This is a genomic window from Pseudoselenomonas caprae (genome assembly GCF_008271345.1).
Classification (GTDB): domain Bacteria; phylum Bacillota; class Negativicutes; order Selenomonadales; family Selenomonadaceae; genus Selenomonas_A; species Selenomonas_A caprae.
This window is the reverse complement of sequence record NZ_VTOZ01000019.1, coordinates 1-20,531: the sequence shown is the minus strand read 5'-3', so window position 1 is coordinate 20,531 and position 20,531 is coordinate 1. Positions and strand designations below refer to the sequence as shown.

The following is a 20,531-nucleotide window of genomic DNA, read 5'->3' as shown; positions in this document are numbered from 1 at the left end:
TCAAATGACTAAAGAAGAAATCATGGAAGCCATTGAGAACATGACTGTCCTCGAGCTGTCTGAGCTCGTAAAAGCTATGGAAGAGAAATTCGGCGTTAGCGCTGCTGCTCCGGTTGCAGTTGCTGCTGCTGGTGGCGCTGCTGCTGGTGCTGCTGAAGAGAAAGACGAGTTCACGGTTGTTCTCGCTTCCGCTGGCGACAAGAAAATCAACGTTATCAAAGCTGTCCGTGAAGCTACGGGTCTCGGCCTGAAAGAGGCTAAGGCTCTCGTTGATGGCGCTCCGGCTAACGTTAAAGAGAACGTTGCTAAGGCTGAGGCTGAGTCCCTCAAGGCTGCCCTCGAAGAGGCTGGCGCTACGGTTGAGCTGAAGTAATTTCAGTCTTTGACTTTTCAAGGACCATCCCTATGGGATGGTCCTTTTTCTTATGCAAAAAAATCTGATAGTCCAGCAGAAATGCTTGACATGATAAGGAAAGGGTGCTAAACTAAGAAACTACAGGAAAATGAATAGGGATAACTATGCGCAAGCGGAAAGGAACTGGAAGCAAGGTGTAAAATGATCTCATACCTTGTTTTTTTTCTTGTTCCTGTATTCCGCTCTTGTTTGTGTGGTCTGATCCCTGCATTTCAAAGATCATTCTAGTATAAATCAGGCTAAGGGGTGAAGGATTTGTTATTTAATCCTGTGCCGGTGGGCAAGAGAACCAGGTATAGCTATGCCAGAATCAAGGAAGTCATGGAAATGCCGCATCTGCTGGATATCCAGCGGAACAGCTACAAGTGGTTCCTCGATGAGGGTTTGCAGGAAATTTTCAACGACATTTCGCCGATCAAGGACTTCTCCGAGAATCTCGTGCTGTCCTTTGAGAGTTTTTCGCTTGGCGAGCCGAAATACGGCCTTGACGAGTGCAAAGAGCGCGATGTAACCTATGCGGCTCCTATCCGTGTAAATGTCCGTCTCATCAACCGTGAGACCGGTGAAATCAAGGAGCAGGAAGTCTTCATGGGCGATTTCCCACTCATGACGGATACGGGTACGTTCATCATCAATGGTGCTGAGCGTGTTATCGTCAGCCAGCTGGTTCGTTCGCCGGGCGCATATTATGGTGAGGAGATCGATCCGACTGGTAAGCATCTATATAATGCAACGGTCATTCCAAACCGTGGTGCCTGGATCGAGCTCGAGACGGATGCGAACGATGTTGTTTCGGTTCGCATTGACCGCACGCGTAAGATGCCGGTCACGTATTTCATCCGCGCCCTTGGCTTTGCTACCGACGAGGAGATCGTAGAGCTCTTCGGTGAAGATCCGCGCATCATGAATACCCTTGAGCGCGATGGTGAAGAAGTCAAATCCCAGGGCAAGGCTGTCATCGAGATCTATAAACGCCTCCGTCCGGGCGAGCCGGCCAATGAGGACAATGCTACGCAGCTCCTCAATTCGCTGTTCTTTGATCCGAAGCGTTATGATCTGGCTACGGTCGGCCGTTATAAACTCACGAAGAAGCTGGGCTGGAAGCGCCGTATCCTCGGCAAAGTCCTCGCCGAGCCGATCGTTGATAAAGAGACGGGCGAGATTGTCATTCCGCAGGGCGTAGTCGTCACGGAAGACATGATCGATGCTGTGGATGTTGAGCGCGAGCGGCAGATCTTCGGTGAGGGTGGCCTCATCACGCTGTACGCCCTGCAGAAGGACGGCAGCAAGGTCAAGATGCTTTGCAGCCCGACGCTTGATATCCATGACCGTACGATCACGAAAAATGATATCATTGCTTCGATCAATTACCTGCTGAACCTCATGGATGGTTTCGGCAACACGGATGATATCGACCATCTGGGCAACCGCCGCGTCCGTGCGGTAGGTGAGCTGCTGCAGAATCAGTTCCGCATCGGTCTTTCCCGTATGGAGCGTGTCGTCCGCGAGCGCATGACGATTCAGGACGTTGACGTCATCACGCCGCAGGCACTCATCAACATTCGTCCGGTTGTCGCTGCCATCAAAGAGTTCTTCGGTTCTTCGCAGCTGTCCCAGTTCATGGACCAGCACAACCCGCTGTCCGAGCTGACGCATAAACGCCGTCTGTCGGCACTGGGACCGGGCGGTCTGTCCCGTGAGCGCGCAGGCTTCGAGGTCCGCGACGTACACAACTCCCATTATGGCCGTATGTGTCCGGTAGAGTCTCCTGAGGGTCCGAATATCGGTCTTATCGGTTCGCTGGCTACCTATGCCCGTGTCAACCAGTTCGGCTTCATGGAGACGCCGTATCGCCGTGTCGACAAAGAGACGCATCAGGTCACGGATGAAGTCCGCTACCTGACGGCTGACGAAGAGGATGAGCTCGTCATCGCGCAGGCCAATGAGCCCCTCGATGAAAATGAGTGGTTCATCAATGAGCGTGTAACGGCTCGTTATAACGAAGAAACCGGTCTGCATAACCGCGATACCGTCGATTACATGGACGTTAGCCCGCGCCAGGTCTTCTCGATTGCAACGGCAATGATCCCGTTCCTCGAGAACGACGATGCGAACCGTGCCCTGATGGGTGCGAACATGCAGCGTCAGGCAGTTCCTCTGCTCCGCACCCAGGCACCGCTGGTCGGTACTGGCATGGAGTACAAAGCTGCCTGCGACTCTGGCGTCATGATCCTTGCCAAACATGCTGGTACGGTTGAGCGTGTAACGGCTGACTTCATCGATGTCCGCCGTGAAGATGGTCAGCTTGACCACTATAAACTGCAGAAATTCCTGCGTTCCAACCAGGGCACCTGCATCAACCAGGTTCCTATCGTATACAAAGGCGACAAGGTTGTCGAGAAACAGCCGATTGCTGACGGCCCGGCTACGGACCATGGCGAGCTGGCTCTTGGTTACAACATCATCGTTGCCTACATGCCTTGGGAAGGCTACAACTACGAGGATGCTGTCCTCCTGTCGGAGAACCTCGTAAAACGCGACCTCTACACCTCGATCCATATCGAAGAGTATGAGTGCGATGCGCGCGACACGAAGCTTGGTCCTGAGGAAATCACCCGCGATATCCCGAACGTTGCGGAAGAGGCTCTCAAAGACCTCGACGAAGAGGGTATCATTTCCATCGGTGCTGACGTACGTCCTGGCGATATCCTCGTCGGTAAGGTCACGCCGAAAGGCGAGACGGAGCTTACGGCAGAGGAGCGCCTGCTGCGCGCTATCTTCGGTGAGAAGGCTCGTGAAGTCCGCGATACGTCCCTGCGTGTGCCGCATGGTGAGCAGGGTAAGATCGTTGACGTCAAGATCTTCAGCCGCGAGAACAACGATGAGCTGCCGCCAGGCGTCAACCGTCTTGTCCGCGTCTACATCGCACAGAAACGTAAGATCTCCATCGGCGATAAGATGGCAGGTCGTCACGGTAACAAGGGTGTCGTTTCCCGCATCATGCGTCAGGAAGACATGCCGTTCCTGCCGGATGGCACGCCGGTCGATCTCGTGCTGAATCCGCTGGGCGTTCCGTCGCGAATGAACATCGGTCAGGTGCTCGAGGTTCATCTCGGCATGGCTGTCAAAGTCCTCGGTCAGCAGATCAAGGACGGCGATCCGACGGTTGAGCAGCGTCTCCGCGATGCCGGCTACGACTTCGATAAATACGGCATGCCGAAACCGGATGTCGCTGGTATCCATATCGCAACGCCGGTCTTCGACGGTGCGAAAGATGACGATGTCTGGGGTACGGTCAAAGCTGCTGGCCTGCCGGCTGACGGCAAGACGGTCCTCTACGATGGCCGTACGGGTGAGCCGTTCGAGAACCGCGTAACGGTTGGCTGCACGTACTTCCTCAAGCTGCATCATCTCGTTGCCGATAAGATTCATGCGCGTTCGACCGGTCCGTACTCCCTCGTCACGCAGCAGCCGCTCGGTGGTAAAGCACAGTTCGGTGGCCAGCGTTTCGGTGAGATGGAGGTTTGGGCCCTCGAGGCTTATGGTGCCGCTTACACGCTGCAGGAAATCCTGACGGTCAAATCCGATGATGTTGTCGGACGTGTCAAGGCTTATGAAGCCATCGTCAAGGGCGAAAACATTCCGGAACCGGGTGTACCGGAGTCCTTCAAGGTTCTCATCAAAGAGCTCCAGTCCATCGGTCTCGATATCAAGGTCCTCAATGAGGATGCCAAGGAAATCTCGCTCTTGGACGAAGATGATGATGAAGATATCAACAAGACGGCCAAAGATCTCGATCTTGACGTCGCCGGTGTTGATCCGAATAAAGAAGGCGCCGCTGCGGCGCAGACGGCTGGAGCAGACTCCTACGATGAAGGTGCTCCGTCTGATGATGAAAAGCCGGACGACATCATTGCCGACATCGGCAGCATGGGCTCGATTGAAGGCCCGGCCGTAGACAATGCAGATGAAGGTAATGATGAGGAATAAGAAGGGAGTGTCATCTCTTTGCTGGATGTAAATAATTTTGATTCGATGCGCATCGGTCTGGCCTCTCCGGATAAGATCCGCGAGTGGTCCTACGGTGAGGTCAAGAAGCCGGAGACCATCAACTATCGCACGCTGAAACCAGAGCGCGACGGTCTGTTCTGCGAGCGTATCTTTGGACCGACCCGTGACTGGGAATGCCATTGCGGTAAGTACAAGCGTATCCGCTATAAGGGCATTGTCTGCGACCGCTGCGGCGTTGAGGTCACGCGTGCCAAAGTGCGCCGTGAGCGCATGGGCCACATCGAGCTCGCTGCTCCGGTGTCCCATATCTGGTACTTCAAAGGTATCCCGAGCCGTATGGGCCTGATCCTCGATATCTCTCCGCGAGCTCTCGAGAAAGTCCTGTACTTCGCTTACTATATCGTCCTGGATCCGGGTGAGAATACGGATCTGGCCAAGAAGAGCCTGCTCTCCGAGAAAGAGTATCACGATGCTCTGGAGAAATATGGCAACACCTTCCGCGTCGGCATGGGTGCTGAGGCCATCAAAGAGCTCCTCGACGAGCTCGACCTCGAGACCATGAGCGAGTCGCTGCGCAAGGACGTCCGCACGACGTCCGGCCAGAAGAAGATCCGCGCCATCCGCCGTCTGGAAGTTGTCGAGGCTTTCCGCAAGTCCGGCAACAAGCCGTCTTGGATGATTCTCGATGTTGTTCCGGTCATTCCGCCGGAGCTTCGTCCGATGGTACAGCTCGATGGCGGCCGTTTCGCAACGTCCGACCTCAACGACCTGTATCGCCGTGTCATCAACCGCAACAACCGCCTGAAACGCCTGCTGGATCTCGGTGCACCGGACATCATCGTCCGCAACGAGAAACGCATGCTGCAGGAGGCTGTCGATGCCCTGATCGATAACGGCCGTCGCGGCCGTCCGGTCACGGGCCCGGGCAACCGCCCGCTCAAGTCCCTTTCGGATATGCTCAAGGGTAAACAGGGCCGCTTCCGTCAGAACCTCCTGGGTAAGCGCGTTGACTACTCGGGCCGTTCCGTTATCGTCGTCGGTCCGGAGCTCAAGCTCCACCAGTGCGGTCTGCCGAAGGAGATGGCTCTGGAGCTCTTCAAGCCGTTTGTCATGAAGAAACTCGTGGCTTCGGGTGCTGCGCATAACATCAAATCGGCTAAGCGCATGGTTGAGCGTGCACGTCCGGAGGTCTGGGATGTGCTCGAGGATGTCATCAAGGAGCATCCGGTTCTCCTGAACCGTGCCCCGACGCTGCATCGTCTCGGTATCCAGGCTTTCGAGCCGGTCCTCACCGAGGGTCGCGCGCTGAAGCTCCACCCGCTGGCTTGTACGGCATACAACGCTGACTTCGATGGTGACCAGATGGCTATCCATCTGCCGCTGTCCGCTGAGGCACAGACGGAGGCCCGCATCCTGATGCTGGCTGCCAACCACATCTTGGCGCCGAAAGATGGTAAACCAATCATCGTTCCGACGCAGGACATGGTTCTGGGTGCATACTACCTGACCATTGTCCGCCCGGGTGCCAAGGGCGAGGGTATGGCTGTCACGAGCATTGCCGAGGCACTGCTGGCTTACCAGCAGCATGACCTTGACCTGCAGGCACAGATCCACTGCCGCATCGAGGGCCATGGCCTTGTCAAGACGTCGCTGGGCCGCATGATCTTCAGCGAGATCCTGCCGCCGGAGCTCCGTTACTACTACAAAGAAAAAGATTCCGACCAGGAGTGCCTGGGTATCCTGATGAACAAGAAGGAGCTTGGCAAGCTGGTTGCGAACTGCTATAACCACTTTGGCGCTACGAAGACCGCTGAGGTCATCGATAACGTCAAGAACCTCGGTTACCACTATGCCTGCATCGCCGGCATGACGGTTGCTATCTCCGACGTTATCGTACCGCCGAAGAAGAAGACCATCATTGCCGACACGCAGAAGATCGTCAACAAGGTTGAGCGCCAGTTCGACCGCGGTCTCATCACCGAGGAAGAGCGTTACCACAAGGTCGTTGACCTCTGGTCGGTTGCTACCGACGATGTCGCTGATGCGATGATGGACAACATGGACACCTTCAACCCGATCTTCATGATGGCTGACTCCGGTGCCCGTGGTAACAAACAGCAGATGCGTCAGCTGGCTGGTATGCGCGGCCTTATGGCTGACCCGTCTGGTAAGATCATCGACTTGCCGATCACGGCAAACTTCCGTGAGGGTCTGTCGGTATCCGATTACTTCATCTCGTCCCATGGTGCCCGTAAAGGTCTTGCTGATACGGCTCTGCGTACGGCTGACTCGGGTTACCTTACCCGTCGTCTCGTCGACGTCGCACAGGATGTCATCGTCCGTGAGGAAGACTGCGATATCTCGACGCTCAACATGGTACAGGCGCGTGCGCGTCTCACCGAGTCCACGCTCGATGCGCTGGAGATCCTCAACGACAGCCTTATGGGCCGTCTGCTGGGTGCCGATGTCCTCGATCCAGAGACCAAAGAAGTCCTCTTTACGAAGGACACCATTCTCGGCGAGGAAGAACTTCAGATCATCGGCGAGAAGAGCGTACCGGAGATCATGGTCCGCGGTTCTTCGCTGGCTTCCGAGGCAGCTATCAGCAACGCGATGATTACCGAGGCAATTTCCCTCGGCGAACCGGATGCAGCTGCCCGTGCGAAGATCAAGGATTCCATGCTGCATGAGATGAATGGCAAGGAAGTTACTCGTGATGTTGTCGATGAGGATGGCAATGTTATCCTGGCAGCTGGCGAGCATCTTGATGAAGCTAAGATTCAGTCGATTCTCGACAGCAGCGCTAAGGAACTTCGTGTTCGCAACAATAACGTCCGCGGTATCGAAGTCGAGGCCATCAAAGAAGGCGACGGCATTATCGAGTCGTTGGCTGAGCGTATTGTCGGCCGTGTTCTCGCTGAGAACATCGACGATCCGCAGACGGGCGAGCGCATCGCTTCCATCAACGATACGGTGGATGAAGACCTGGCAAAACGCATCGAGAAAGTCCGTGACCGCGTATCGATCCGCAGCGTACTGACCTGTAAGTCGCAGTTCGGCGTCTGCATCAAGTGCTATGGCCGTGACCTTGCCAACCAGGCTGAGGTTGAGATCGGTGAGGCAGTCGGTATCATTGCCGCACAGTCCATCGGCGAGCCGGGCACGCAGCTCACTATGCGTACGTTCCACTCCGGTGGTGTCGCTGGTGACGATATCACTCAGGGTCTTCCGCGTGTCGAGGAGCTTTTCGAGGCTCGTAAGCCGAAACATCATGCAATCATTGCCGAGATAGAAGGCCGTGCAGAGGTCGAGGATTCCGGTAAGGGCATGCGCAAGGTTACGATTGTTCCGGACGAAGGCGAAGCTCGCGAGTATGCAATCCCGTATGGTGCCCGCATGGCAGCCAAGCAGGGTATGCACTTGAAGCCGGGCGACAAGCTCACGGAAGGTTCCATCAACCCGCACGATATCCTGCGCGTTTGCGGTCTGCAGGCTACGCAGCGCTATCTCGTATACGAGGTACAGAAAGTATACAAATCTCAGGGTGTTGAGATCAACGATAAGCATATCGAGGTAATGGTCCGCCAGATGCTTCACAAAGTGAAGATCGAGGAGTCCGGCAGCACGGACTTCCTGCCAGGCGAGTACATCGATATCAACTCCTTCGAGAGTGCCAATACGAAGGCCATCGAGGAAGGCGGCGAGCCGGCTGTTGCTAAGCCGATCCTTCTCGGTATCACGAAGGCATCGCTGGCTACGGATTCCTTCATGTCCGCAGCATCGTTCCAGGAGACGACTCGTGTCCTGACGGATGCTGCCATCAAGGGCAAGGTCGATCCGCTGATCGGTCTGAAGGAGAACGTCATCATCGGTAAACTCATCCCGGCTGGTACGGGCATGAGCCGTTATCGCAACCTCAAGATTGTCGATAACGATCCGAAACCGGCTCCGGAGGAAACGGCTGAGGAGACTGCCGCAGCTGAAGCCACCGAGGCATAAGCAATTGCTGCAATAGAAAAGAGGAAACCATCCCACTGGATGGCTTCCTCTTTTTTTAGTGCGTATTGCGGTATTCGCGGGGGGAGCACTTGAACATTTCCTTGAAGGCGCGGGAGAAAGTCGAGTAGTCAGCAAAGCCGACCTCACTGGCAATCTGGGCAATCGGCAGGTCGCTGCGCAGCATGTCGCGGGCGAGCAGCAGCCGCTTGCTGCGGATGTATTGGTGGAGGGCATAGCCGGTATCAGCCTTGAACTTGCGCATCAAGTAGAACTTGCTGGTATAGGTGTGCGCTGCAAGGGCGTCGATGCTGAGCTCATCGGCCAGATGCTGGTTGACATAGGCGAGCACTTCCTGGATCTTGGGATCGTAGGTTGCATTTTCAAGTCCGGCGAGTTCATGGCCTTCGAGCAGCCGATTGACGAGAATCATGAATTCAATGAATAAAAGCTCGGTGTAGAGCCCGTTGGCAAAGCCTTCGCCATGCGCGGCTTTTTCAAGCTTATCCATATGGAAAAGCAGGTCATGGCTGGTCCCAGGGGCTTGATGCATGACACTCGCGGTTTCGCGGGCCTGCAGGAAGCAGTGACCAAGATCGGTATGCTCTGGATCTTGACGCTGCCAGCGTTCGAGGAAGGCTGGCGAGACATAGATGACGATGCGCTCATAGTCAGCCGAGCCTGGCAGGAACACGGGCCGGTGGATCTCACCAGCCGAGACAAAGACGATGTCACGGGCCGTAAGGTGGTACGTTTTGCCTTCGATGACGTAGTCGACATTGCCGCTCAGAAACAGGATGATTTTATGGAAATCGTGGTAGTGGAAGGCAATCGGCTGCAGCGTGGGGTCCTTGAGGCGGAACACGCGGAAATCACTGGCGAGATAGCCTTTTTTCTCATAATCACTCACGGGAATGCTCCTTTCGTAGCTATAAGGTATAAAGCTAGTATAGTACAGTTTTTGCAATATTTAAAGCAGAAATTGTGATTTTATTGCAAATTAAACCTTGCTATAATAAAAACATCGAATTTGAGAAAACGCTCGTGAGAGCAGGACGTTAGAAAGGCCGGTGACAGAAATGATGTTGGTTCGCAGCTATCTGGTGGAGGATAAAGAAATCATGGTACTTGATGGGACGGCAGGCTACATGCCAGGCGAAGCGGCTATCCGTCTGCTCACCAGCCGCCAGGGCGTGGGAGCTGACCGCGTGCTCGTATTCACGGGAACCCAGGAGATTCCGTCCTTTACGGCCTTCACGAAAGACGGTGTACGTGAAGAGCTCACGGCTGCTGATTACCGCGTACTGTCTCATACCAAAGTGAATTTCGAGATTCGCCTGACCGACTGCTTTGTCGGCCGCATGCGCGAGGCTGATGCAGTGGACGAAACTGCTGCCTGCTGAAATCTACGGATAGATAGGCTTCCTCTCAGCTGAGGAGGTCTATTTTTTTGCTCATTTTACCGATATTAAAGAACTTCCAAGGCTCCTTTAAATGAATTTAAAGAATAAAGGCACAAAATAATACCTGTATTTATGCGTATGTCATGGTTGTTCTTTTATTGGGAGGGTATTTATGTTTTCCATGATTGTGCTGGCAATACCAGTAATTATTCTATTCGTCATTATCTTTGCAGCGATTACGATGATGTATGTGAAGGCGTCGCCGAATCGGGCCATCATCTTGTCGGGCCTGCGCAGGGAGCCGCGCTTCCTCATCGGACAGGGCGGTATCAAGATCCCGGCTTTGGAGCGTGCTGACTATCTGTATTTGGGGCAGATTTCTGTCGATATCAAGACGGGGCAGTCAGTGCCGACGAATGATTTCATCAACGTGCGTGTCGATGCCGTGGCCAAGGTGGCCGTGGCCAAAGATATCGAGGGGCGCAAGATTGCGGCGCTGAACTTCCTCAACATGAACCCTGAGGAAATCGCTGTGAGTCTGCAGGATTCCCTTGAAGGTAACATGCGTGAAATCATTGGTACGCTGGATCTCAAGGACATCAACACCGACAGGGATTCTTTCTCGGATCAGGTGGTCAGCAAGGCTTCGAAGGATATGCGTAACCTCGGTATCGACATCATCTCGTGCAATATCCAGAATGTCACCGATGATAACGGCTTGATCGTTGACCTTGGTGCTGACAATACGGCCAAGATCAAGAAGGATGCAGCGATTTCCCGTGCCCAGGCAGAGCGCGATGTGGCAATCGCACAGGCAGCGGCATCGAAGGAATCCAATGATGCCAAGGTCAAGGCCGAGCTCGAGATTGCTCAGCGTCAGACTGACCTAGCCATCCGCAAGGCCGAGCTGCAGAAACAGTCGGACATCAAGCGTGCTGAGGCTGATGCTGCCTATGAGATCCAGAACCAGGAGCAGCAGAAATCCATCCAGACGGCCACGGTCAATGCGGAGATCGCCAAGACCGAGCGCGAGCAGGAACTCAAACAGAAACAGGTTGCTGTCCGTGAGCAGGAACTGGCGGCAGAAATCCAGAAAAAGGCCGATGCCGATAAATATGCCATCGAGGTGAAGGCACAGGCAGAACTGGCCAAGCAGCAGCGCGATGCAGAGGCACGTCTCTACATCCAGCAGAAAGAGGCCGAGGCACAGAAAGCACAGGCTGAGGCCAAGAAGTATGCGATGGAGCAGGAGGCTGCTGGTATCAAGGCCAAGGGCGAGGCAGAAGCAGCAGCTATCCGGGCCAAAGGTGAGGCTGAGGCTGCAGCGATGGACAAGAAGGCCGAGGCCATGAAGAAATACGGCAAGGCCGCTATGGCACAGATGGCCATCGAGATCCTGCCGCAGGTAGCTGCCGAGATTGCTAAGCCGCTCACGGCCATCGACAAGATCTCGATCATCGGCGGCGGTGAAGACGGCGCATCCGTCGGACCTATCGCGGGCAATGTACCGCTGGTATTGGCCAAGACGTTCCAGTCGGTTAAGGAAAGCACGGGGGTAGATCTCGCCGACATTATGCGCAGCGAGTCATACGATGCGAAAGTCACGCGCAATGTCAATGTGACGGGGGATACGACGCCGGAGGAAACGGCGAAGATGGTAGCTGTGGCGAAGGCGCTTGATGAGAAAAATAAATAATATACCTACCCTCGCTCTCTGTTACGTTTGGATAATGCTGATTATTTCCGGTGATAGGTCACGAATTACCCCGTGACCCCCGAGCTACGTATTATCGGGATCCTATTTCACATGAACTGGCAATTTGCCAGCACCTTGCATTTTTTTTACAGAGTCATGATATAATATGGATGACATAGCATCGGGAACAGGAGGGACGGACGATGACTTATGAGGAATTGTACCAGGCGGCGCAGGCGCAGGGATTTGCTGGTTCGTATGAGGAGTTTCGCGTGGCCTATGATAACTATCAGCGGCTGAATCCCGCGACGGAGGCACAGATCCGCGGGCTGGTGGCAGATAATACGCTGGTTCATGTCATGAACCAGTCGTTGAAGCTGGTTTATAAATCGCTTTGATCTTGAGCTTCAGCGGGGAAGCAGCGAGCGGGCTGACCGGTCCATTGACCAGTCAGCCCGCTCTTTTTTGCGTTGCGGTAAAGGCAGTGGTTAGTAATTTGACTTTTTGTTTTTTATGTCGTATACTAATGCTTGTACGTTAGCACTCGGTAAAGCAGAGTGCTAAAAAAACGATTTCAATCTTTTCAGATAAAGGAAGGCAGATAGCAATGGCAAAAGAAACCCATGAATTCCAAGCGGAGACCAAGCAGCTCCTTGACCTCATGATCCACTCGATTTACACGAATCATGAGATTTTCCTGCGTGAGCTCATTTCCAATGCATCGGACGCGATTGACAAGGTTCACTTTGAGAGCCTGACGAACCGCGATATCCTTGAGGGCGATGACAGCTTTGAGATTTTCCTTGAGCCGGATGCTGAGGCGCATACGCTGACGATCTCCGATAATGGTATCGGCATGAGCCGCGAGGAAGTCATCGAGAACATCGGCACGATCGCCAAATCGGGCACGAAGGCCTTCATGGAGCAGCTCAAGAAAGCCAAAGAGGCCAGCGAGAGCGGCGAAAACAGCACGGATAAGGAGCTCATCGGCCAGTTCGGTGTCGGCTTCTACTCGGCTTTCATGGTGGCTGACAAGGTCACCATCGTGACGCGCAAGGCTGGCGAGAAGCAGGCAACGCGCTGGGAATCCACGGGTGATGGCTCCTATAGCATCGAGGAATGCGAGAAGGAGAAACGTGGCACGAGCATCACGATTTCGCTGGGCAAGGACTTCTTCGGCGATGCTTCGGAGGAGAACTACACGGATACCTACAAGCTTGAGAGCCTGGTCAAGAAGTATTCCGACTATGTCCGCTATCCGGTCAAGATGAACTTCACCTTCGAGGAGACGCCGAAGGATGAGGATGGCAAGCCCATCGAGGGGGCCGACAAGGTGAAACGCGTCGAGTTGCGCACGCTGAATTCCATGCAGCCGCTCTGGACGAAGAACAAGAGCGATATCAAGGACGAAGAGTACGAGGAATTCTTCAAGAATCAGTTCCATGAGTGGGAAAAACCGATGGAGGTCTTCCACACCCATGCAGAAGGTTCTGTGGAGTATACGGCTCTCCTGGCAATCCCGGCCAAAGCACCGTTCAACCTCTATCATACGGATTATGAGCCGGGTGTCCAGCTCTATTCCCGTCACGTATTCATCATGGACAAGTGCAAGGACATGCTGCCAGACTACCTGCGCTTCATGAAGGGCCTTGTCGACTCGCCGGATCTGTCCCTCAACATCAGCCGTGAGCTGCTGCAGCAGAGCCGTGAGCTCAAGACCATCGGCAAGGCGCTGGAGAAGAACATCCTCAAGGCGCTGGCCCGCAAGATGAAGAACAAGCGCGAGGACTATGAGAAATTCTGGAACGAGTTTGGCAAGTCCCTGAAGATCGGCGTCTACAACAGCATGTATGCTGGCAGCGACACGATCGACAAGCTCAAAGACCTGCTACTCTTCATGAGCTCGAAGGAAGGCAAGCTTGTATCCCTCAAGGAATACATCGAGCGCATGCCGGAGAGCCAGAAGAAAATATACTATGCGACGGCCAAGGACAAAGAGACCATCGAGCAGCTGCCGCAGATGGAGACGCTGCGCGACAAAGGTCTCGAGGTTCTGTATCTCCTCGACCCGGTCGACGAGTTCTGCATCGAGACGCTGCGTGAGTATGAGGGCAAGCAGTTCCATTCCATCAGCCGTGGTGACCTTGACCTCGATGATGCCGAAAGCCAGGAGGTCAAGAAGGAGACCGAGGACATCCAGAAGAAGAACGATGATCTCATGAAGGACATCAAAGAGGCACTGGGGGATAAGGTAGCTGACGTCAAGGTTTCGGCCCGTCTCAAATCGAGCGCTGTCTGCCTCGTCGCTGATGAGGCTGGCCCGTCGCTTTCGATGGAGCAGACCTTCGCTGAGATGAACAATCCGTTGTTCAAGGCGCAGCGTATCCTTGAGATCAATCCGCATCATGACCTCTTTGCCCGCCTGCAGTCGCTGCATGGCGCTGGCAAGGACAGCCAGGATTTCAAGGACTATTGCGACCTTCTCTACACGCAGGCCCTGCTTATCGAAGGTATCCTGCCGGAGAATCCGGTCGACTTTGCCAATAAGGTCGCCAAACTCATGGCCAAATAAGCAATATTTTACGAAAAATAAGAACCTGCTCCGGCTCCGGGGCAGGTTTTTGTTTCCTGTTGGCGAATAAGATAATATAGAATGAAATGAAATGGAGGGCATAGAATGGAGAATCAGCCGAATGCAGAATGGTTTGAACATGTAATTAGCAAACTCGAAGACGTTGATGATGTGCTTTTGATGGAAGGCCATCAAAAGTCACACAAAAAAGTCAGTGATGCACTCGAACTCTTGAATTGGGCCGAAGAGAATCTCACGCGGGGCACGCTGCCATGCATTGCTACGCGTCATAGCACGCGCAAGTTCAAGCAGGAGCCCATCGAGGAGGAAAAACTCCGGCAGGTCATCGAGGCTGGCCGTCAGGCACCGAGCGGCAAGAACAAGCAGCAGAATCACTTCCTCGTCGTGCGCGATAAAGCTGTCCTTGAGCGTCTTGTAGAGCTCGTGCAGCAGGAATTTGCCAAGATGGAGATCACCGATGAGAACAGCGAGGATATTGGCGGCGCAATCCGCTTGGCCAAGAAGGGCAACTATGTCTTCAAATACAATGCGCCCTGCCTGATCATCGTCGCCAACAAGCGCAATTATGGCAATCGCTATGCCGATACGGCCTGCGCCATCGAGAACATGATGCTCGCGGCCAATGCGCTTGACCTCGGCTCGTGCTGGATCAACCAGCTGCGCTGGCTCAAGGATAATCCAGTCATCATGGAGTACCTCTATGAGCTGGGCCTGCATGAGGAGGAAGCCGTATTCGGCTCGCTGTCCCTCGGCTATGCCGACAGCGAAGACGGCCTGCCGAATCGCCGCGAAATCCCCATCAAGGGCAACGAAGTCACTTATATTGGCTGAAACATAAGAAAAGCGAAAAACAAGGGTGTTTTGCCCTTGTTTTTTCTTGTTTATTTCGATATAATATTGACAGGAAGTAAAGAAAACGTTTACTGAAAACCGCTTTTCCAGCGCGAGGAGGATGCTGATATGGCTGATCAGAAATTTACCGTAGAGAGACTGGCAGATCCGACATTTTTCCAGGAGAACCGGCTGCCGGCTCATAGTGACCATGCGTTTTATGCCGACGTGGCGGAGATGGCACGAGGGGAATCGTCCTTTTGCCGCACGCTGAACGGGCTATGGCATTTCCACTTCGCGAAGAATCTCGCACTCAGGCCGCAGGGCTTTGAGGCCGTGGACTTTGACTGCCGCAGCTGGGATACCATCCGCGTGCCGGCGCATCTCCAGCTGGAGGGCTATGGCCATCCGCAGTATACGAACCAGACGTATCCATGGGATGGCCACGAGGCCGTGACGCCGGGGCAGGTGCCGCAGCGGGAGAATCCCGTCGGCTCGTATGTCAAGTATTTCGTGCTGCCTGCGGGCTGGGAAAATGCGTTCATCTCGTTCCAGGGAGCTGAGTCGGCATTGGCCGTTTGGCTGAACGGTCATTACGTCGGTTACAGCGAGGATTCGTTCACGCCAGCAGATTTTGACCTCACGCCGTACTTGGTGGCGGGGGAGAACAAGCTGGCAGTGCAGGTTTATCGCTTTAGCTCGGGCAGCTGGATCGAGGATCAGGATTTCTGGCGGTTCAGCGGATTGTTCCGCGATGTCACGCTCTATACGAAACCGGCCGTCCATGCCGAGGATATCTGGCTTAAAGCTGTGCCGCAGCATGGATATCAGGATGGTTGCTTGAGCCTTGATTTCAAATGGCGTACGGCAGAAAAGAAAACGATTACGGTAGAGGTGCTGGCGCCGACTGGCCAAAAGGTGCTTACCAAGCGTCAGGAGTTGACCGGTCAGACCAGCCATTTTGAGGCGGAGATCGATAATGTAGCGCTTTGGAGTGCGGAGCATCCGCATCTCTATCCGCTGGTGGTCTCTGTTTATGATGCGGAGGAGGTGCTGCAGGAAGTCATCCCGCTGCAGGCAGGCTTCCGTGAGTTCAAGCTGGAAGATACGCTGATGAAGATCAACGGACAGCGCATCGTCTTCAAGGGCGTCAACCGCCATGAGTTCGACTGTTATAGTGGCCGTGCGATGGACCCGGCCTCGTTTGAGCAGGATATCATCACGATGAAGCGCAACAACATCAATGCACTGCGCTGCTCGCATTATCCGAATTCGAGCTATATCTATGAGCTCTGTGACCGCTATGGGCTTTATGTTATCGACGAGACGAATCTGGAGACCCATGGTACCTGGCAGAAGAATGGCTTGCTGGCCCGCGATGAGCATACGCTGCCTGATGATCATGAGGAGTGGCAGGACATCATCCTTGACCGTGCGCAGTCGATGCTTGAGCGCGACAAGAACCATGCGTCCATCATCATCTGGTCGTGTGGCAATGAGTCCTGTGGAGGCAAGGATATCTATGTGATGAGCGAGTACTTCCGCAAGACAGACCCGAGCCGCCTCGTGCATTACGAGAGCATCTTCTGGGATCGCCGCTATAATGACACGAGCGATATGGAAAGCCAGATGTATCCGAAGGCCGCCGATATCAAGGCGTTCCTGCAGGAGCATCGCGATAAGCCGTTCCTCTGCTGTGAGTATACGCATTCGATGGGCAACAGCAACGGCGGCATGCATAAGTACACGGAGCTCACGGAAACGGAGCCGTTGTATCAGGGCGGCTTCATCTGGGACTTTGTCGATCAGGCGCTCTGGCATAAGGACCGCTATGGGCAGGATGCCCTGGGCTATGGCGGCGACTTCGGCGACCGCTCCACGGACTATAATTTCAGCGGCGATGGCATCCTGTTTGCGGACCGCCGGCCGACGACGAAGCTGCAGGATGTGAAGTTCAACTATCAGGACTTCACGCTGGCAGTAGATGCGGAAAAGGTAGTCATCAGCAACAAGAGCCTGTTTACGGATCTGGCGGAATACGACCTGCAGCTGACGCTGGCGCTCGATGGCCGCGTGCTCTGGCAGAAGACGCTGCCGGCACCTGCTGCAGCACCAGGCCAGAGTGCGACGGTAAGCCTGGCGGAACTGCCGCTCACCGATACTGGCGAGGAGTGTGTCACGGCATCGCTCCAGTTGCGTGAGGATAAGCCCTGGGCAGCACGCGGTTATGAGGTTGCCTTTGGACAGGGCATCTGGACGGTAGATGAAGTCGAGCTGCCAGCGGCAGCTGAGGCTGTGGAGTGCACGGATTTCGGTACGGAAGAGCGCTCTCTCCATTATCAGCCGCAGGAGAGTCTGCACACCTATACGGATAAGCCGCTGCATATCGTACAGGGGGACATCAATCTTGGCGTGCAGGGCGAAGGCTTTGAGATCCTGTTCTCCAGTGCGCAGGGAGCATTGGTTTCCTACAAGCATAATGGTGTGGAACTCATCGAGGAGATGCCGCGGCCGAGTTTCTGGCGGGCACCGGTCGATAATGACTATGGCAGCCGCCGCGATTTCGCGGTGGCCCAGTGGAAGCTTGCCAGCCTCTATCGCCGCTGCGTCAAGAAGGAAATGCGGCAGGAAGGCGGTGAGTGGACGGAATACAACTGGTTCGGCCAGCTGGGCATCAAGGAGTATGAAGCCCGCAAGATTTCCGTGCGGTTCACCTATGAGCTGGCAACGCAGCCAGCAGCCAGCTGCCGTATCACCTATACCGTCTGCAAGGATGGCTCGCTGAAGACGGAGCTTGACTATGAGAAGGTCGAGGGCCTGCCGGAAATCCCTGATTTTGCGATGGTCTTTACGCTGCCAGCTGACTATGACCGCATCCGGTTCTATGGCTATGGCCCGCTCGATAACTATGCGGACCGCCAGCAGGGGGCAAAGCTTGGCATCTATGAGACGAAGGTCAAGGAGGAGGTCGAGCCGTATCTGCTGCCGCAGGAGTGTGGCAACCATGGCGGCATCCGCTGGTTTGAGGTGACGGATAACCGCGGCCGCGGCGTCCGCATCAGTGGTGATACGCCGTTTGCGGCTTCGGCACTGCCTTATAGCGCCCATGAGCTGGAGAATGCCCGCCATGGCTATGACCTGCCAGCAGTGCATCACACGTTCCTGCGGGCGTCACTGGGTCAGTGCGGTGTCGGCGGCGATGATACTTGGGGCGCACCAGTCCTTGACGAGTATACCGTCAAGAATGACAGCAAGCATTTTGGATTCTATTTCAAGGGAATCTGATAAACAAGAAAAATGGCAACGAGGATGAACAGGAGGCATACACCATGATCACTTTCGATGAATCCACCGGCATATTCCATCTGCGCAATGACAAGGTCAGCTATGTACTGCAGCTGGTACGCGGCAAGTATCTGTTGCATCGCTATTGGGGCAAGGCGATCCGCGAGTTCCGCGACAGCCGTCCGTTCCAGGCGATTGATCGGGCTTTTTCGCCGCAGCCGGCTGCTTATGAGAACGAGCGCACGTTTTCGCTCGATGTCCTGCCGCGGGAGTATCCCGACTATGGGCATGGTGACTATCGCCTGCCCGCCTATGTGGTGCGCCAGGCAGATGGCACGACGGTCACGGAGTTCTGGTATGAAAGCCATGAGATCAAGGCTGGCAAACCTGGCCTGGCAGGACTTCCCGCTGCTTATGCCAAGGACGATGAGGCCGAGACGCTGACCATCCGCCTGCGCGATACGAAAGGGTCGCTGGCCATCGAGCTGCAGTATACGATTTTCGCGGAGGAAGCGGTCATTGCCCGCAACGCACGTTTCCTCAATACAGGGGAGCTGGCCGTAGACCTCTTGCAGGCTGCGAGCTTTGCCATGGATTTTGCCGACCATGAGTTTGAGCGGCTGAATCTTTGGGGCGGCCACGCAGCTGAGCGCAGTGTTGAACGCGTGCCGTTGATGCGCGGCCAGCAGGAGCATGGGAGCCGCCGCGGGGCAAGCTCCCATCAGCAGTCGCCATTCCTCGCGCTCGTGCGTCCGGGGACGACGGAGACGGCAGGCGATGCCTATGGCTTCAGCCTGGTATGGAGCGGCGAGTTCTCATTCAAGACAGAGGTCGAGCAGTTCGGCACGACGCGTGTCATTGGCGGCATCAATGACTTCGGTTTTGATTGGCAGCTGCAGCCGGAAGAGGAATTCCAGACGCCGGAGGCATTGCTCGTCTATAGTCCGGACGGCTTGAATGGCATGAGCCAGGCGTTCCATCATATCGTGCGGGAGCACATCGTGCGTGGCAAGTATCAGCATGCCCTGCGGCCCATCCTTGTCAATAACTGGGAGGCAACGTATTTCGACTTTGATGAAGAAAAGATCGATAAGCTGGCCGACTGTGCAGCTGACCTGGGCTTGGAGCTGTTAGTGCTCGATGATGGCTGGTTCGGCAAGCGCAACGATGACAACTCCTCGCTCGGCGACTGGGTGGTCAATACGCAGAAACTCAAGCAGGGATTGAAGGGCGTAGCCGAGTCGGCGCATAGCCGCGGCTTGAAATTCGGCCTATGGTTTGAGCCGGAGATGATTTCGGCGGATTCAGACCTTTATCGTGCCCATCCGGAGTGGGTATTGCAGGTGCCTGACTATCCGTCAAGCTATGGCCGTCATCAGCTGGTGCTCGACCTCACGCGTCAGGAGGTACAGGATTATATCGTCGAGGCGGTGGGCAGCGTCCTGCGGTCGGCACCCATCGATTATGTCAAATGGGACTTCAACCGCCATCTGACTGAGGCCTTCTCGCTGGCATTGCCAGACGAGCGGCAGGGGGAGACCAAGACGCGCTTCGTGCTCGGCCTCTATGCAATACTTGAGCGGATCACGCAGGCTTTCCCTGAGATCTTGTTTGAAAGCTGCTCGGGGGGCGGCGGCCGTTTCGACGCCGGCATGCTCTACTACATGCCGCAGACCTGGACTAGCGATAACACTGATGCCGTCTGCCGCCTGTCTATCCAGAGTGGCACGAGCATGGTCTTCCCGCCCGTGGCAATGGGGGCGCATGTCTCGGTGGTGCCGAACCATCAGGTCGGAAGGGTCACGAGCTTGCAGATGCGGGCCATCTGCGCCATGGCTGGAGACTTCGGCTACGAGCTTGATATCACACGCATGACGGATGCAGAAAAAGCCCAGGTGCGCGAGCATGTTGCGCTCTATAAAAAGCTGCGTCCGACGCTGCAATTCGGTTCGTTCTACCGTCTGCTCACGCCCTTTGCCGGCAAAGGCAACGAGACGGCTTGGCAGTTTGTCAGCCAAGATGGGAAACAGGCCGTGCTCATGTACTTCAAGACCTTGGCAGAACCAGCATCGCCAATCCGCACGCTGAAGCTGACGGGATTGGAAAAGGATGCCTGCTATAAGGTGACGAAATACCTGCCAGCACAGCGTACCTCAATGGACTTTGGCGGCGAGACGGCTACCAGCCTGGTCGGACAGAGTTTCTACGGGGATGAGCTGATGTACAGCGGCATGGCCGTGGAGAAAATCGATACGGACTTCGCTGCATACCTGTGGGTCTTTGAGCAGCAATAAAGATGGC

General features: G+C 55.0%; 11 protein-coding genes. 10 read left to right on the top strand and 1 reads right to left on the bottom strand.

All coding sequences use genetic code 11. The features are described from left to right. Positions 1–4: 4 nt before the first annotated feature. The 3 genes from rplL (at position 5) to rpoC (ending at position 8,425) form a co-directional block, all read left to right on the top strand. Positions 5–373 carry a 50S ribosomal protein L7/L12 gene (gene rplL / locus FZ041_RS09485; RefSeq protein ID WP_075431098.1) on the top strand — a complete coding sequence of 123 codons (369 nt, stop codon included), beginning with the start codon at positions 5–7 and terminating at the stop codon, positions 371–373. 297 nt (positions 374–670) lie between these two features. After that, complete coding sequence (rpoB, locus tag FZ041_RS09480) at positions 671–4,405, top strand: DNA-directed RNA polymerase subunit beta (RefSeq protein WP_075444026.1); 3,735 nt, start codon at positions 671–673, stop codon at positions 4,403–4,405. Between the two features lie 18 nt (positions 4,406–4,423). Then, the gene (gene rpoC / locus FZ041_RS09475) at positions 4,424–8,425 is read left to right on the top strand and encodes a DNA-directed RNA polymerase subunit beta' (protein ID WP_075444029.1); all 4,002 of its coding nucleotides are present in this window, start codon (positions 4,424–4,426) and stop codon (positions 8,423–8,425) included. A gap of 55 nt (positions 8,426–8,480) precedes the next feature. Here rpoC and FZ041_RS09470 read toward each other — a convergent pair whose 3' ends face one another. Continuing rightward, a complete protein-coding gene (locus FZ041_RS09470; RefSeq protein ID WP_149189387.1) occupies positions 8,481–9,332 on the bottom strand; it encodes an AraC family transcriptional regulator in 852 nt (283 codons plus the stop codon). 169 nt (positions 9,333–9,501) lie between these two features. Between FZ041_RS09470 and FZ041_RS09465 the strand changes: the two genes are divergently transcribed. The 7 genes from FZ041_RS09465 (at position 9,502) to FZ041_RS09435 (ending at position 20,524) form a co-directional block, all read left to right on the top strand. Beyond that, positions 9,502–9,825 carry a hypothetical protein gene (locus FZ041_RS09465; protein ID WP_075444044.1) on the top strand — a complete coding sequence of 108 codons (324 nt, stop codon included), beginning with the start codon at positions 9,502–9,504 and terminating at the stop codon, positions 9,823–9,825. A 172-nt stretch (positions 9,826–9,997) separates the two neighbouring features. After that, positions 9,998–11,521 carry a flotillin family protein gene (locus FZ041_RS09460; protein WP_075444047.1) on the top strand — a complete coding sequence of 508 codons (1,524 nt, stop codon included), beginning with the start codon at positions 9,998–10,000 and terminating at the stop codon, positions 11,519–11,521. 203 nt (positions 11,522–11,724) lie between these two features. Further along, entirely contained in the window at positions 11,725–11,919 is a 195-nt protein-coding gene (locus tag FZ041_RS09455; protein WP_149189386.1) for a hypothetical protein, read from the top strand. A 209-nt stretch (positions 11,920–12,128) separates the two neighbouring features. Next, positions 12,129–14,093 carry a molecular chaperone HtpG gene (htpG, locus tag FZ041_RS09450; protein ID WP_075444053.1) on the top strand — a complete coding sequence of 655 codons (1,965 nt, stop codon included), beginning with the start codon at positions 12,129–12,131 and terminating at the stop codon, positions 14,091–14,093. Positions 14,094–14,198: 105 nt separating this feature from the next. Then, on the top strand, positions 14,199–14,945 hold the full coding sequence (locus FZ041_RS09445; protein ID WP_255449333.1) for a nitroreductase: 747 nt from the start codon (positions 14,199–14,201) through the stop codon (positions 14,943–14,945). A gap of 129 nt (positions 14,946–15,074) precedes the next feature. Next, on the top strand, positions 15,075–18,230 hold the full coding sequence (gene lacZ, locus FZ041_RS09440) for a beta-galactosidase, LacZ type (RefSeq protein ID WP_149189385.1): 3,156 nt from the start codon (positions 15,075–15,077) through the stop codon (positions 18,228–18,230). A 44-nt stretch (positions 18,231–18,274) separates the two neighbouring features. Next, positions 18,275–20,524 carry an alpha-galactosidase gene (locus tag FZ041_RS09435; RefSeq protein WP_149189384.1) on the top strand — a complete coding sequence of 750 codons (2,250 nt, stop codon included), beginning with the start codon at positions 18,275–18,277 and terminating at the stop codon, positions 20,522–20,524. The last annotated feature ends 7 nt before the right edge of the window (positions 20,525–20,531 follow it).